This window comes from Longispora sp. NPDC051575 (assembly GCF_040681875.1).
Taxonomy (GTDB): domain Bacteria; phylum Actinomycetota; class Actinomycetes; order Mycobacteriales; family Micromonosporaceae; genus Longispora.
The window spans coordinates 1-14,337 of record NZ_JBFAZP010000020.1 but is presented as its reverse complement, the minus strand read 5'-3'; the positions used below and the strand labels follow the sequence as shown (position 1 = coordinate 14,337).

Annotated in this window: 14 protein-coding genes, 1 tRNA gene and 1 pseudogene; 11 read left to right on the top strand and 5 right to left on the bottom strand. The window is 70.6% G+C overall.

What is annotated here, in order from left to right:
* Window positions 1–487: 487 nt before the first annotated feature.
* The 3 genes from AB0M43_RS37430 to AB0M43_RS37420 form a co-directional block, all read right to left on the bottom strand.
* Window positions 488–706, bottom strand: coding sequence for a hypothetical protein (locus tag AB0M43_RS37430; RefSeq protein WP_363732115.1), 219 nt, complete (start codon window positions 704–706; stop codon window positions 488–490).
* Window positions 707–824: 118 nt separating this feature from the next.
* Window positions 825–1,613 carry a hypothetical protein gene (locus AB0M43_RS37425; protein ID WP_363732112.1) on the bottom strand — a complete coding sequence of 263 codons (789 nt, stop codon included), beginning with the start codon at window positions 1,611–1,613 and terminating at the stop codon, window positions 825–827.
* Window positions 1,606–2,070, bottom strand: a complete 465-nt coding sequence (locus tag AB0M43_RS37420) for a RusA family crossover junction endodeoxyribonuclease (protein ID WP_363732111.1) — start codon at window positions 2,068–2,070, stop codon at window positions 1,606–1,608. The genes AB0M43_RS37425 and AB0M43_RS37420 overlap by 8 nt, the downstream gene beginning before the upstream one ends.
* 215 nt (window positions 2,071–2,285) lie before the next feature.
* Between AB0M43_RS37420 and AB0M43_RS37415 the strand changes: the two are divergent.
* Window positions 2,286–2,585, top strand: a pseudogene (locus tag AB0M43_RS37415) (transposase); the annotation flags it as partial.
* Window positions 2,586–2,899: 314 nt separating this feature from the next.
* Here the strand turns inward: AB0M43_RS37415 and AB0M43_RS37410 are convergent.
* Window positions 2,900–2,979 (bottom strand) — tRNA-Arg (locus AB0M43_RS37410).
* Window positions 2,954–3,895, bottom strand: coding sequence for a LysR substrate-binding domain-containing protein (locus AB0M43_RS37405; RefSeq protein WP_363732108.1), 942 nt, complete (start codon window positions 3,893–3,895; stop codon window positions 2,954–2,956). The genes AB0M43_RS37410 and AB0M43_RS37405 overlap by 26 nt, the downstream gene beginning before the upstream one ends.
* Before the next feature lie 106 nt (window positions 3,896–4,001).
* On the opposite strand from AB0M43_RS37405, the gene AB0M43_RS37400 reads away from it, so the two are divergent.
* The 10 genes from AB0M43_RS37400 (at window position 4,002) to AB0M43_RS37355 (ending at window position 14,226) form a co-directional block, all read left to right on the top strand.
* Entirely contained in the window at window positions 4,002–5,420 is a 1,419-nt protein-coding gene (locus AB0M43_RS37400; RefSeq protein ID WP_363732106.1) for an aldehyde dehydrogenase family protein, read from the top strand.
* On the top strand, window positions 5,393–6,190 hold the full coding sequence (locus AB0M43_RS37395) for a fumarylacetoacetate hydrolase family protein (RefSeq protein WP_363732104.1): 798 nt from the start codon (window positions 5,393–5,395) through the stop codon (window positions 6,188–6,190). The genes AB0M43_RS37400 and AB0M43_RS37395 overlap by 28 nt, the downstream gene beginning before the upstream one ends.
* On the top strand, window positions 6,187–7,026 hold the full coding sequence (locus AB0M43_RS37390) for a fumarylacetoacetate hydrolase family protein (protein ID WP_363732102.1): 840 nt from the start codon (window positions 6,187–6,189) through the stop codon (window positions 7,024–7,026). The genes AB0M43_RS37395 and AB0M43_RS37390 overlap by 4 nt, the downstream gene beginning before the upstream one ends.
* 65 nt (window positions 7,027–7,091) lie before the next feature.
* Entirely contained in the window at window positions 7,092–7,553 is a 462-nt protein-coding gene (locus tag AB0M43_RS37385; RefSeq protein ID WP_363732179.1) for a RidA family protein, read from the top strand.
* Window positions 7,550–8,101, top strand: coding sequence for a 3-hydroxyanthranilate 3,4-dioxygenase (locus AB0M43_RS37380; protein ID WP_363732099.1), 552 nt, complete (start codon window positions 7,550–7,552; stop codon window positions 8,099–8,101). Before AB0M43_RS37385 ends, AB0M43_RS37380 begins: the two co-directional genes overlap by 4 nt.
* Window positions 8,098–9,105 carry an amidohydrolase family protein gene (locus tag AB0M43_RS37375; RefSeq protein WP_363732098.1) on the top strand — a complete coding sequence of 336 codons (1,008 nt, stop codon included), beginning with the start codon at window positions 8,098–8,100 and terminating at the stop codon, window positions 9,103–9,105. Before AB0M43_RS37380 ends, AB0M43_RS37375 begins: the two co-directional genes overlap by 4 nt.
* Entirely contained in the window at window positions 9,102–10,004 is a 903-nt protein-coding gene (locus AB0M43_RS37370; RefSeq protein ID WP_363732096.1) for an acetaldehyde dehydrogenase (acetylating), read from the top strand. The genes AB0M43_RS37375 and AB0M43_RS37370 overlap by 4 nt, the downstream gene beginning before the upstream one ends.
* Entirely contained in the window at window positions 10,001–11,158 is a 1,158-nt protein-coding gene (gene dmpG / locus AB0M43_RS37365) for a 4-hydroxy-2-oxovalerate aldolase (RefSeq protein WP_363732093.1), read from the top strand. The genes AB0M43_RS37370 and dmpG overlap by 4 nt, the downstream gene beginning before the upstream one ends.
* Window positions 11,155–12,420, top strand: a complete 1,266-nt coding sequence (kynU, locus tag AB0M43_RS37360) for a kynureninase (protein WP_363732091.1) — start codon at window positions 11,155–11,157, stop codon at window positions 12,418–12,420. Before dmpG ends, kynU begins: the two co-directional genes overlap by 4 nt.
* A gap of 24 nt (window positions 12,421–12,444) precedes the next feature.
* The gene (locus tag AB0M43_RS37355; RefSeq protein ID WP_363732088.1) at window positions 12,445–14,226 is read left to right on the top strand and encodes a hypothetical protein; all 1,782 of its coding nucleotides are present in this window, start codon (window positions 12,445–12,447) and stop codon (window positions 14,224–14,226) included.
* The last annotated feature ends 111 nt before the right edge of the window (window positions 14,227–14,337 follow it).

Sequence of the window (14,337 nt, the reverse complement as noted above, 5' to 3'; positions counted from 1 at the left end):
AGAAGTCCTGGCGCAGCGCTCAGCGAGCCGAGTACGTCCGGCTCCCAGTTGCCGAACGTGATCTTTGTTATCACTGCACTGGACCGATGCCAGTTCTCACTCGAGACGGGAAGCGCCTTCGCCGAATCAACGCCGTGTACTGCTCAGACAGATGTCGAAGGAATGAGCAGTGGTATCGGCGGCAAATATGGAACACGACGATCGCCGACTTGGGTGCCCGTGGAATCATCGCGGGCAGAAGCCCTCGGCACCGACGTAGTCCCAGGCGAGAGCTGTTCGACGATCGTTTCTAGAACCCGCCGCTGACCCCGGGCGATGCGACAGTTGGCGCGGATCAGCGCGGCCTCGGTAGTCGGTCCGGCGTCGACGCCGCAGATCAGGTGCCCGTCGAGCCGGCCGACCGCAACCACTGTGGTGAGCCTGCTTGTCGTCGACGAACGCGGGCAGCGGGATGGCCTGGATCTCGCCTCCCTTCCGGATGATCCGATCAGGAGGTGTCTCTCGGCGTACCCGGGAGGACAGGGGTCGCGCCGGTCACGTCCGAAACGCGCGACCTGAGGACCAGGAGCAGGGCCACGCGTAGGCGGGTCGGCTCGGCGGCCAGTGCCGGGCGAAACGTGGGCTCGTCGCAGGACAAGCCGGTCGTCGAGGAGGTCGCCGTCATCGCCTTCGGCGACTCAGCCTCGGGGTCGTACAGGTCGACCACGGCTCCGGCTATGGCCGGCCGCAGCCGCAGCGTCCGAGACCGGGACCGGAGCGCTTCACCGGCTCCTTCTCCATGCTGGTCAATATGGTACCTCTGGTACGCGCATCCAGTTTGTGGCTTAGACACCAGACGAAACCAGTGCGGCTTCGGTCACCTCACGGCATAGATCGACGGCCTCATTCACAAGGGTCTCCTTCAACAAGTGTTCTCGCTCTATGCGAGAGCGAATCTGCGCGTACTCCCGCCTCAGCGCCAGATCCATCGCTTCGAATGTGAATACGCGGTTGAGGGCTTCATGAACTCCAAGCTTCCTCGATGACAACAACTGTTGCGCCAACTGAACTGCTTGGGCAACAAATGGCTTTCGAAGTTGATCGTCGAGCGCATACCCGTGCGCAACCTGGTTGCGCCGTACGAAGATCTCATCCAAGAGCCCGGGGTCTACTTCTTCGAGCAAGCCTTCGTCAAGGAGGAGCCCGATAAGCGGGGTGAGCGACTCCGGGGTAGGGATGTCCCGCCCTGGCAGGGTCAGGGCTATGCGGTGCATGGCCGCTTCGATCGCCGCCACGGCCATGATCAAAGCCGCTTCGAGATGACCCGACTCAAGAATCCTCGCAGCATCCACAGCTCGCCGGCCGACCATCTCTATTGAGCTGAGCTCGGCATCTGGGAGCCACAAAAAGTCAACCCTTGATGGTCGACCTTCACTCAATCGGGGCGCTGGTTTCAGATGCTTCCAATGTCCCGATTTCACTTCCAAAACTACCGTTAGACCTTCGCGATAGAAGAGGAAATCCGGAGCCTGCGTCGAGATTACCCCCTTGCGGGGCGGGCGCAGCGAATACCCCTCGTCGAAGTACTCCGAAATTTTATCCAGAATTGTTCGATACGCAAACCAGCTACCCATTGCTGACCCCCCTCCGCGACATAGCCTTTTCGAAATCGGTCGTGGCGTAAATATAGATCATCGAGCGACGCGGGACCTGGGGCAACAGGTCGAGGGCAAGCCTAGGCGTGCACATGTCGAAGGTCTTCTTACGCAGGTCGTATCGCTTCTGCCAGCTGTCCTCGATCGTGCAGTCGTCAGGGTAGACGATGCCCGACAGGCAGTCTTGGACAAATTTATGACTATTGTCCATGTCCTGCTTGCTGCGGATGAATGTGTGAAACATATGATTAGTGAGCCAGATGCCGGTTTTCAGAAGCTTACGCCGGCTCATCGCGGCCCGTGCCGCAAACTGGAGCTCACCACGCACCGTGGCCTTGAGTCGCTCGGCCTTTCCCTGCGCGGAGGGGATGCCGGCGACGTCGACCGCGAACTCCACCTCGTCGTCGCCGTTCGACTCGCCGATCAGGTACGGCACCTACTCCTCCAGGACTCCCTCAACTTGCCCGAGGCAGTCTATCGGCAGAGATGAGATCCTCTGGCCTGTACCGCTAGGTGCGGCGAGTTGCACCGCTAACTTGATCTTTAACCTGTGGGTACCGAGAGCTCACCCGGGTGATCGTGAGGACGGCTCTTGGTCGATCATTCCACTTGCGACAGTGTGATGATCGGTTCAAGGGCTGCGGGGTTAGTGTGCGTGACGGTGGTCGTGGTGCGGCGTTCGGGGAGTTGTCCGGGTTCCGGCGAGGGTTCTACGAGGCTTTGACCGCGAGGGCTGACGCGTTGTTCGAGCTGGCGGATGCCGTGTTGTGCGCGGACGGGCCGGTGCGGTCGCTGGCGGAGCTGTCGCTGGTGGGTGAGCACCGGCGCGGGCATGGCGGTCTCTATGACGCGGTGGCTTGTGGTCGTGTCGATGACGGCCGGCTGCGGGATGTGCTGGCTGCGGTTCCGCTGCCGCGGGCGCCTGACGGTCGTTTGGTCCTGTGGGTGGAATGCCCGGTTCACCTTCACGAGCGTGGAGGTGAACCGCCGGTCCGGTGCATCATCACGGTCCTCACGTCGTCCGCTCCACGCCCGTGGAGGAAACGCCCGGCCCGGTGTCGCGCCTTCCAACTATCTGATTCGACCAGGGCTCGGCCCGTCTCACCCGCGTGAAATGCAGCTCCGTGCTGCTCCGTTGTTGCTCGCGTGTAGCGGTTACCCGTGGGGTTACGCGGGGAAGCGTGGGGAAACCGGCAAGGGCTAGGCGCAAAAAATGACCTAGGCCCCATCCTCCGTTCGGAGGAAGGAGCCCAGGTCAAACTGTGTGCGCCCGAAGGGACTCGAACCCCTAACCTTCTGATCCGTAGTCAGACAGTCGCTCAGTGCCCCACTGTCTCCAGGGCCCCGCGCAGTTCCTCCGCCCGCCCCCGCAAATGTTCCAACATCAACCCCGCCGAAGGCGTCAACAACCGCTCCGACAACAACGTCACCCCCACAGCCCGCCGCACCGACTCCAACTCCACCGGCAACGCCACCAACCGCTCATCGGTACTCACCACCAACCCGGGCAGCGCCGCGATCATGTCGGTCTCCACGAGCAGCGCCCGCATCGTCAGGATCGACGTGCACTCCACCCGGTCGGCCGGCAGCTCCAGGCCGTGCCGGGCGAGGACCTGTTCGAGTTCCTGCCGGAGTGCCGTCTGGGTGAGCGGCAGGATCCACGGATAGTCCATCAGGTCCGCGAGCGTCAGGTCGGGCCGACCGACGGCCGGGTGCCCGGCACGGACGACGAGCCGCACCGGCTCGCTGTACAGGGTCACCTGGCGTAGCTCGGGACGGGTGTGCACCGGGTTGAGCCGCCCCACGATCAGGTCCACCTCCCCCGCGAGCAGCGCCGGCACCAACGTGTCGAAGGTCGACTCCCGGACGACGACCGTGACGCCGGGGCGGTCGCGTTTCAGGGAGGCGATGGCCCGGGGCAGGAGGACGTTGGAGCCGGCGAGCAGGGTGCCGATGGTGACGGTGCCGACCTCGGTGTCGGCGAGGCCGACGATGCGTTCGCCGGCCCGGCGGAGCTCGGTGAGCACCGCTCGGGCGTGCTCCAGGAAGGCTTCGCCGAACACGGTCAGGCGCATGCCGCGCGGGCCCCGGGTGAACAGGTCGACGCCGAGGAGGTCCTCGAGCTCGCGGAGGGCGCGGGTGGCGGCGGGTTGGGCGAGCCGGAGGTGTTCGGCGGCGCGCAGGACGCTGCCGTGGTCGGCGATCGCGGTGACCAGGACGAGGTGGCGGAGCTTGAGTTTGCCGCCGAGCAGGTCCGGCACGGGATCTCCTATATCAAGATTGGTATAGCTAAGGCGCAGATCAGTATTAGTCAAGCATAGCTCTGGAGGTCAGAGTGAGGGGCACAACCCGACCCGAGGAGATCCGGTGCTCTACATCGACGGAGCGTTCGAGTCCGCCGCCGACACGTTCGCGCTGGTGGACCCCACGGACGGCCGCACGACCGGTACGGTGCCCGAGGCGTCCGCCGCGCACGTGGACCGGGCCGTGGCCGCCGCCCGGCGCGCGCTGGGTGGGCCGTGGGGCGAGGAAGGGGTCGAGGGGCGCCGGGCCGTGTTGCGCCGGATCGCCGACGGGATCGAGGCCCGGTTCGACGAGTTCGTGGCCGCCGAGGTGGCCGACACCGGGAAGCCCCGGGAGCTGGCCGCGACCGTGGACATCCCCCGCGCCGTCGGGAACTTCCGGGCGTACGCGGACCTGCTGTACGGGCGGGCCGAGGAGGCGTATCCGACGGCGGCGCACGGCTGGAACTCCGGGGCGGCCCTGTCGTACACGCTGCGCCGGCCGTTGGGCGTGGTCGCGGTGGTCGCGCCGTGGAACCTGCCGCTGCTGCTGCTGACCTGGAAGGTCGCGCCGGCGCTGGCCATGGGCAACACGGTGGTGGCCAAGCCCAGTGAGCTGACCCCGCGCACGGCGACGCTGCTCGCGGAGGTGATCGACGCGGCGGGCGTACCCGCCGGGGTGTTCAACCTGGTGCACGGGGCCGCCGCGACCGGGGCGCACCTGGTGGCGCATCCCGGGGTGGACGCGATCGCGTTCACGGGGGCCACGGCGACCGGCCGGACGATCATGGGCGCCGCCGCTGCGAACCTGACCCCGGTGTCGTTCGAGCTGGGGGGCAAGAACGCGGCCGTGGTGTTCGCCGACGCGGATCTGGACGCGGCGGTCGCCGGGACGGTGCGGTCGAGCTTCACGCACGCGGGGCAGATCTGCCTGTGCACCGAGCGGGTCTACGTGCAGCGTCCCGTCTATGACCGCTTCGTCCGGGCGCTGGCCGAACGGACCCGGGCACTCAGACCAGGCGTCGACTACGGCCCGATGATCTCCGCCGGGCACCGCGCGAAGGTGCTGGGCCACTTCCGGCTGGCCGAGGAGGAGGGCGCGACGGTCGAGGTGGGCGGCAGAGCCATGGACCAGGGCTTCTTCGTCGAACCGACCGTGCTGACCGGGCTCGGCGACGACACTCGGACCGTGCGGGAGGAGATCTTCGGGCCGGTGTGCCATGTGGCGCCGTTCGACACGGAGGCCGAGGTGGTGGGGCGGGTGAACGACTCGGAGTACGGGCTGGCGGCCACCGTGTGGACCACCGACCTGTCCCGCGCGCACCGGGTCGCGGCCCGGATCGAGGCCGGCATCGTGTGGGTGAACTGCTGGAACCTGCGGGATCTGCGTACCCCCTTCGGAGGTCTGCGTTCTTCGGGCATCGGCCGGGAGGGCGGCGCGCACTCGCTGGACTTCTTCTCGGAGCCGGTGACGGTGTGCGTCGGGATCGGGGCGGAGCAGTGATCCGGGAGGCCGCCGACCGGCTCGCCGAGGCCCGGCGGACCGGGGTGCCGTGCGCGCCGGTCCGGGACCTGATCTCCACCGCCGCCGAGGCCTACGCCGTCCAGGCGCTGGGCACGGAGCAGGCGCTGCTCGACGGCCGCCGGCTCGTGGGCCGCAAGATCGGGCTGACCTCGGTGGCCGTGCAGCGCCAGCTCGGGGTGGACTCGCCGGACTTCGGCGCGCTGTTCGCCGACATGTGCCTGCCCGACGGCGCGGAGGTGCCGGCCGGGGCGGTGCTGCAACCCAAGGCCGAGGCCGAGGTGGCGCTGGTCCTCGACCGCGACCTCGACCGGGAACGGCACACCGTGGCGGACCTGATCCGGGCCACCGCGTTCGCGCTGCCGGCGATCGAGGTGGTGGGCAGCCGGATCCGGGACTGGGACATCACGCTCGTGGACACGGTGGCCGACAACGCGTCCTCCGGGATGTACGTGCTCGGCAACCGGCCCGTGGCCCTCGCCGACGTGGACCTGCGGCTCGCCGGCATGGTCATGGAGCGCCGGGGCGAGCAGGTCTCGGTCGGGCTCGGCGCGGCCTGCCTCGGGCATCCGCTGCACGCCGCGCTGTGGCTCGCCGACACCCTCGCGGCCCTGGGCACCCCGTTGCGGGCCGGGGACACGGTGCTCACCGGCGCGCTCGGCCCGATGGTCGCGGCGGTGCCCGGGGACGTGCTGGAGGCGCGGATCGACGGTCTGGGTTCGGTGCGGGTCGCGTTCGGAGGACAATCATGAAGAACCTAGATCTTGACGGGTACGCGGGGCGGAGCGGCCTTGACGGGTACGCGGGGCGCGGCGCCCCCGACGCCGGCCTTGTCGCCGGGCACGCGCGCCAGCTCGACGACGCCGTCCGTGGTCGTCGCGCGATCCCCCGGCTGACCAGCGAAGGTCCCCTGGACGTGGACGCGGCCTACGCGGTGCAGCGCGCGGCCCTCGACCTGCGGGTGGCCCGGGGCGAGACCTTCGTCGGCGTGAAGATGGGCTTCACCAGCCGGGCGAAGATGGCCCAGATGGGTGTCGCGGACCTGATCTGGGGCCTGCTCACCGACGCCATGGTGGTGGAGGACGGCGGCCGGCTCGACCACGCGGCGCTGATCCACCCCCGGGTCGAGCCGGAGCTCGCGTTCCTGCTCGGCGAGCCCCTCTCCGGGCCGGTCACCGCGGCCACGGCGGCCCGCGCGGTGGCCGGCGTCGCGGTCGCCTACGAGGTGCTCGACTCCCGGTTCGCCGACTTCTCCTTCTCGCTGCCGGACGTGATCGCCGACAACGCCTCGGCCGCCGCGTTCGGGGTCGGCCCGTGGCACGACCCGGCGGCCGTGGACCTGTCGAATCTGGGCATGCTGCTGGAGATCGACGGCCGGGTCGCGGCGGCGGGGTCCTCGGCGGCGATCCTCGGGCACCCGCTGCGGTCGCTCGTGGCGGCGGCCCGGCTCGCGGGGGCTGCCGGTCTGGCGCTGGAGCCGGGCTGGGTAGTCCTGGCCGGGGCCGCTACGGCGGCCGTGGAACTACCGGCGGGCGCGCACGTCCGGGTGGTCGCGGCGGGGCTCGGGCACGTGGAGGTTACGACGTGACCAGCCACGACCCGCGACCGGCGACCGCTCCGGGCCCGAACGGCCCGGTCGACGCCGCGCCGACAGTGTCCGGCGAGGATGCCGCCGCCCCGACCGTGACCGGTCGAGACGAGGCGCTGACCGTGGCCGGGGCCGCACCGCCCCGGGGCCGGTTCCCGCATGTCCGCCGGGCCGGTGACCTGCTGTTCGTGTCCGGCACCAGTTCGCGACGGCCCGACGGCACGTTCGCGGGGGCCACCGTCGACCCGATGGGCGTCACCGACCTCGACATCCGCGCGCAGACCACCGCCGTGCTCGACAACGTGGCGGCCATCCTGCGGGCGGCCGGCGCGGACCTCGCCGACGTGGTGAACGTGACCACGTACCTGGTGAACATGAACGACTTCGGCGGGTACAACGCCGTCTATTCCGAGTACTTCGACGAGTCCGGGCCGGCCCGCACCACGGTCGCCGTGCACCAGCTCCCGCACCCGCACCTGTTGATCGAGATCGCCTGTGTGGCGTACGCGCCGAGGAGGCCGCAGTGAGGCAACCGTTCAACTTCCAGCGCTGGATCGACGAGCACCGCGACCTGCTCCGCCCGCCCGTGGGCAATGTGCAGGTCTGGCAGGGCACCGACCTGATGGTCACCGTCGTCGGCGGTCCCAACCAGCGCACCGACTTCCACGACGATCCGGTGGAGGAGTTCTTCTACCAGCTCCGGGGCAACATGGTCCTGCGGATCATGGAGGAGGCGGGCCGGCCGCCGGTGGACGTGCAGCTCAACGAGGGCGACGTGTACCTGCTGCCCGCGCACGTCCGGCACTCCCCCCAGCGCCCCGAACCCGACAGCATCGGCCTCGTGGTCGAGTACGCCCGGCCGGAGGGCCACCTCGACGCCTTCGAGTGGTACTGCCTGGAGTGCCACCACCTCGTCCGCCGCTCCGAGGTGCGCGTGACGTCCATCGTGGACGACCTGCCCCCGGTGTTCAACGCCTTCTACGCCTCCGACCGGCTGTGCCCGCACTGCGGCGCGACCCACCCCGGGAAGCAGTGGCCGGAGTCCGCGCGCCCCGTGGTCGAGGTCCGACCGTGAGGCCGCCGGTGGTGGACAGCCACGCGCACGTGTTCCCCGAGATCAGCCGGGCGGAGGGCCGGGCCCTGGGCGTGGCCGACGAGCCGTGGCTGCGCCGGGACGCCGACGGCGCGGGCATGATGATGACCGGCGGGGCCGAGTACCGGCCGGTGACCGCCGGGCTGTGGGACCCCGCGGAACGGCTGGCCGCGATGGAGGCCACCGGGGTCGACGTCCAGGTCGTGTCGTCCACGCCCCTGATGTTCGGCTACGACGCGCCCGCCGACCGGGCCGCCGACTGGTGCGCGCTGGTCAACGAGCGGATCCTGGCGCACTGCGCGGCGGCACCCGAGCGCCTCGTACCCCTCTGCCAGGTGCCCTTGCAGGATGTCGATCTCGCCTGCGAGACGGTCACCGCGGCGGTGGCGGCCGGGCACCACGGCGTGCACATCGGCAACCACGTCGGCACCGACTACCTCGACGACGGCGCGATGGTGGAGTTCCTCACGCACTGCGCCCAGGTCGGCGCGCCCGTGCTCGTGCACCCGTGGGACATGCTCGGTGCGGACCGGATGGCCGGCCACATGCTGCCCTGGCTGGTCGGGATGGCCGCCGAGACCCAGCTGACCATGCTGCGGCTGGCCCTGTCCGGGGCGTTCGACCGGCTGCCGGAGTCGCTGCGGCTGTGCTTCGCGCACGGCGGCGGCAGCTTCCCCTATCTGCTCGGCCGGGCCGACAACGCCTGGCACCGCCGCGACCTGGTCCGGGCGGACTCCGCGAAGCCGCCGTCGGGCTACCTCGACCGGTTCACGGTGGACTCCGCCGTGTTCGACCCGCGCGCGCTGCGGCTGCTCGTCGAGGTGATGGGGGCCGACCGGGTGCTGCTCGGCTCGGACTACCCGTTCCCGCTCGGCGAGGAGACCCCCGGCGACGTGGTCCGGGCCGGCATCGCCTCCCCCGGGGACCGGGACCTCATCCTCGGCGGCAACGCCGTCGGCTTCTTCGACCTGAAAGGCAACCGATGACGGGCACCGTCGCGATCATCGGCTCGGGCAACATCGGCACCGACCTGATGATCAAGGTACTGCGCTCCCCCGCGCTCCGACTGGCCGCCCTGGCCGGCATCGACCCGAACTCCGAGGGGCTCGCTCGAGCCCGCGACCTGGGCGTGCCCACCACCCACGAGGGCGTCGAGGGGCTCGTCGCGATGCCCGGCTTCGACCAGGTCACGGTCGTGTTCGACGCGACCTCGGCCGGCGCGCACCGCCACCACGAGCAGGTCCTGCGCCCGTACGGGGTCCGGCTCGTCGACCTGACGCCGGCCGCGATCGGCCCGCACGTGGTGCCCGCCGTGAACCTCGACGAGCACCTCGACGCGCCCAACCTGAACATGGTCACCTGCGGCGGGCAGGCCACCGTGCCGATCGTCGCGGCCGTGCACCGGGTCGCCCCGGTCGCGTACGCCGAGATCGTCGCGTCCATCGCCTCGCGCTCGGCCGGTCCGGGTACCCGGGCCAACATCGACGAGTTCACCGAGACCACCGGGCGGGCGCTGTGCACCGTCGGCGGCGCGGCCCGGGGCAAGGCGATCATCGTGCTCAACCCGGCCGAGCCGGCCCTGATCATGCGCGACACCGTGTACTGCCTGGTCGGGGACTGCGACCCGGCCCAGGTCACGGCGTCGGTCGAGAAGATGGTCGCGGAGGTGTCCGCCTACGTGCCCGGGTACCGGCTCAAGCAGGAGGTCCAGTTCCGGGCCGTCGCGGCCGGCGACCACCTCGCGGACCTGGGCGGGCCCGGGTATCTCGTGTCCGTGTTCCTCGAGGTCGAGGGCGCGGGCGACCATCTGCCGGCGTACGCCGGGAACCTCGACATCATGACCTCCGCCGCGCTGCGGGTGGCGGAACGGCTGGTGCGGGCATGACCACTCCCTCCTACGCGACCGACGCGGGCACCACGGCCCCGGCCAGCGGCACCGCCGGCACGCACGTGTTCGTCCAGGACGTCACCCTCCGCGACGGCATGCACGCCAGCCGGCACCGGTTCAGCACCGCCCAGGTCGCCACGATCGCCGCCGCCCTGGACGCCGCCGGGGTCGCCGGCATCGAGGTCGCGCACGGCGACGGCCTCGCCGGCTCCTCCGTGAACTACGGCCCCGGCGCGCACACCGACGACGAGTGGCTCGCCGCCGCCGCCCCGGTGACCCGCAACGCGGTGCTCACCACCCTGCTGCTCCCCGGGATCGGCACGGTGGCCGACCTGCGCCGCGCGCACGCCCTCGGGGTGCGGTCCGTCCGGGTCGCCACGCACTGCACCGAGGCCGACGTGTCCGCCCAGCACATCGCCACCGCCCGCGAACTCGGCATGGACGTCGCCGGCTTCCTGATGATGTCGCACCTGGCCGACCCGACGGAACTGGCCCGGCAGGCCCGGCTGATGGAGTCCTACGGCGCGCACTGCGTCTACGTCACGGACTCCGGCGGCCGGCTCACCATGAACGACGTCGCCGACCGGGTCCGCGCGTACCGCGACGTGCTCGACGACGCCACCGAGGTCGGCATCCACGCGCACCACAACCTGGGCCTCGGGGTCGCCAACTCCGTGGTGGCCGTGGAGAACGGCGCCCGCCGGGTCGACGCGTCCCTCGCGGGGCACGGCGCGGGCGCGGGCAACTGTCCGCTGGAGGCGTTCGTGGCCGTGGCCGACCTGATGGGCTGGACCCACGGCTGCGACCTGTACGCGCTGATGGACGCGGCCGACGACCTGGTCCGGCCGTTGCAGGACCGCCCGGTGCGGGTCGACCGGGAGACGTTGACGCTCGGCTACGCCGGGGTCTACTCCAGCTTCCTGCGGCACGCCGAGGCGGCGGCCGCCCGATACGGGCTCGACACCCGCGACATTCTCGCGGAGGCCGGGCGACGCCGCATGGTCGGCGGACAGGAGGACATGATCGTGGACATCGCCCTGGACCTGGCCCGCGCCGGGGCCACCGCGCGACCGGCCCCGGCCACCGAGGCAACGCCCGCCCGGGCCGCGTCCGCCCGGGCCGCCGAGGCCCTCCCGGGTGGTGCCCGGTGACCGTCACCGACTACACCGAGGCCGCCGCCTTCCGCCGCGACGCCGACGACCCGCTGCCGACCCTGCGCCCCGAGTTCCACATCCCGCCGGCCCCCGGCGGCCGGTACCCGGAGGCCGCCTACCTGGCCGGCAACTCCCTCGGCCTGCAACCCCGCGAGACCCGGTTCCTGATCGCCCGGGAACTCGACGACTGGGGCCGCTACGGCGTCGAGGGCCACCACCGGGCGGAGCGCCCCTGGTACCGCTACCACGAGCTGCTCCGCGAACCGGCGGCCCGCCTGGTCGGCGCGCTCCCGCACGAGACCGTGGTGATGAACTCGCTCACGGTCAACCTGCACCTGATGATGGCCACCTTCTACCGGCCGGCCGGCGAGCGGACCCGGATCGTGATCGAGGACTCGGCGTTCCCGTCGGACTCGTACGTGGTGCGCAGCCAGGCCGTCCACCATGGACTGGACCCGGACGCGACCGTGGTCCGGCTGCGGCCCAGGCCCGGCGAGGAGTGTCTGCGCACCGCCGACGTGACCGCGTTCCTGGCCGCCGAGGGGCACACCGTGGCCCTGGTGCTGCTCGGCGGGGTGAACTACCTGACCGGCGAGCTGATGGACATCGGGGCCATCACGGCGGCCACCCGGGCGGCCGGCGCGGTGTCGGGCTGGGACCTGGCGCACGCCGTCGGCAACGTACCCCTCGCGCTGCACGACTGGGACGTGGACTTCGCGGCCTGGTGCTCGTACAAGTACCTCAACAGCGCGCCGGGGGCGGTGGCCGGCTGCTTCGTGCACGAGCGGCACACCGCCGACCGGAGCCTGCCGCGCCTGTCGGGCTGGTGGGGCACCGATCCGGAGACCCGGTTCCGGATGCCGGCGGAGTTCGAGCCGGTCGCCTCCGCCGACGCGTGGCAGCTGTCGAACCCGCCGGTGCTCGCGATGGCCCCGGTGCTGGCGTCGCTGAGGCTGTTCGACCGGATCGGGATGGCCACGCTGCGGGCGAAGAGCCTGCGGATGACGGGGTACCTGGCGGGCCTGCTCGCCGAGGCCCCCGGCCTGACCGTGATCACGCCGAAGAACAGGGGCTGTCAGCTGTCCGTCCGGGTGCCCGGGGACGCGGACAAGCTGGCCGCGCGGATGGCCGAGGCGGACGGGGTGATCGCCGACGCGCGGTACCCGGACGTGATCCGGCTCGCGCCCGTGCCCCTGTACTCGACGTTCCATGACTGCTGGCGCGCCGCCGACGCGCTGGTCCACCACTCGGGGGTCTAGTTCCACCACAGGAGAGAAGGACTGATGCGCAAGAGAGTACTCGCGGCGTCCGCCACCGCGCTCGGGCTGCTCGTCGGCCTGGGTCCGGCGACGGTCCAGGCCGCGCCGACCGGACCGGGCGTCCCCACGGTGTGCGGCGACCGCCGCCCGGCCGACGCGGACCCCGGCAGCTACGGCATGCAGCTCGACGGCAGTTTCCGGCACCCCGACCTGACCCCGGCGAACGAGGAGCGTAAAGCGTTCCCGGGTGGGGCGCAGGAGCTGTTCCCGAAGACCTTCGGCTACGACCCGAACAGCTACACGTCCGGGGACGTCAAGGTGGAGGCCTCCTACCGGGGTGCCCAGTTCACCCCCGACTACTTCCATACCTGGCAGAACATCGTCGACTTCGACGGCCGGCGGTACATGTTCCAGTACGACCGCAGCGCCGGCCGGGTGTACGACATCACGGACGTGAAGAACGTGAAGGTCGTCGAGACGATGAGCCGCGACGACGTCTCGGTGCCCTACGGCGAGAACGTCGAGAAGTACGCCGGGAAGGACTGGGCGGCCTACGACTACTGGGGCGCGTCCACGATCCAGTGGAACGCCAAGCTCAAGGCCTACGTCATGGTGCAGAGCTTCGAGCAGAAGCGCCAGGTCGGGGAGCTGGGTGACAGTCCGGAGCACTCCAAGTTCCACAACCCGGAGGGCGTGGCCGCGCTGCGGGAGACCAAGGGCCTCAAGGGCTTCAAGGTGTACCAGCTCAACGGGCCGCGCAAGAAGGACTGGAAGCTGCTGTCCACGGTCAGCACGGACGCCTCCATCGCCGACCCGTTGAACTCGAACCCGACCGGCGCGCCGCAGCAGGGTTCGGGCTCGATCGACACGCCGTACTACATCGGCGAGAAGTACATGTTCATCGCCACGGCCCCGCTGGACTCGTGGAGCAACACCGAGGTGCCGACCTACCTCTACTCCCCCGGCTACCAGGCCTGGGACATGTCGAACCCGGCGGCGCCGAAGAAGCTCGGCGAGTGGCACTACCCGGGCCAGCTGGCCTCCGAGGCGGCGGCCTACGCGAAGAACCAGCGGTGCGGCAACCAGACGTCCTGGATGGGCGCGCGGATGTCGCTGTTCATCCCGCAGCCCGTGGAGCACGGCGGCAGGTACGCGTTCGCCGCGCTCGCCGGGTTCGGCATGTCCATCCTGGACATCTCCGATCCGGCGAACATGAAGCAGGTCGGGCACGTGGACCTGCCGGCCAGCGTCGGCGGCACCGAGGCGGACAACGTCGACGTGTCGCAGTACGCGAAGACCGGATACGTGTACGTGTCCGGGTACCCGCTGGGTGAGGACTGCTACGAGCCGTACAAGGACGTGTTCCAGATCGACGCCCGGGACCCGGCCAAGCCCCGGATCGTGGGCGCCCTGCCCCGGCCGGAGCCCGCGAAGAAGGCGAAGTTCGACGACTACTGTCAGCGCGGCGGCAGCTTCGGGCCGAAGCGGACCGGCAGCTACACCTCGCCGGGCGACCCGGACCAGGGCCTGCTGCCCTACGCGTTCTACAACGCGGGGGTGCAGTTCTACGACACGTCCGACCCGAAGCGGCCGAGGATCGCGGCCCAGTTCGTGCCGGCCGGGTACAGCAAGGACGTGCCCGACTACGCCCGGGGCAACCAGACCCACGCCGTGTACGTGGAATGGGACCGCAACCTGGTGTGGGTGTTCACGAACGACGGCATCTACGCGCTGTCGTCGGACAAGCTGATCGGCCGGCCGGACCTGAACGCGCCCCGGCAGCCGTTCCGCAACAGCTGGCGCTAGACGGGAAGTAAGGGCCGTGGACCCCGGAGGACCCCGCGGGGGGCGGGGGGTTTTCCCGCCCGGGCCCCCCGCCGGCCCCGCGGCCCCCCGGGGGGGGGCGCCGCCCCCCCC

Bases quoted from the DNA above. Each gene is read 5' to 3' on its own strand.
- AB0M43_RS37425 (WP_363732112.1), bottom strand. From the start codon at position 1,613: ATGGGTAGCTGGTTTGCGTATCGAACAATTCTGGATAAAATTTCGGAG.
- AB0M43_RS37390 (WP_363732102.1), top strand. From the start codon at position 6,187: ATGAAGAACCTAGATCTTGACGGGTACGCGGGGCGGAGCGGCCTTGAC.
- AB0M43_RS37370 (WP_363732096.1), top strand. From the start codon at position 9,102: ATGACGGGCACCGTCGCGATCATCGGCTCGGGCAACATCGGCACCGAC.
- dmpG (WP_363732093.1), top strand. From the start codon at position 10,001: ATGACCACTCCCTCCTACGCGACCGACGCGGGCACCACGGCCCCGGCC.
- AB0M43_RS37355 (WP_363732088.1), top strand. From the start codon at position 12,445: ATGCGCAAGAGAGTACTCGCGGCGTCCGCCACCGCGCTCGGGCTGCTC.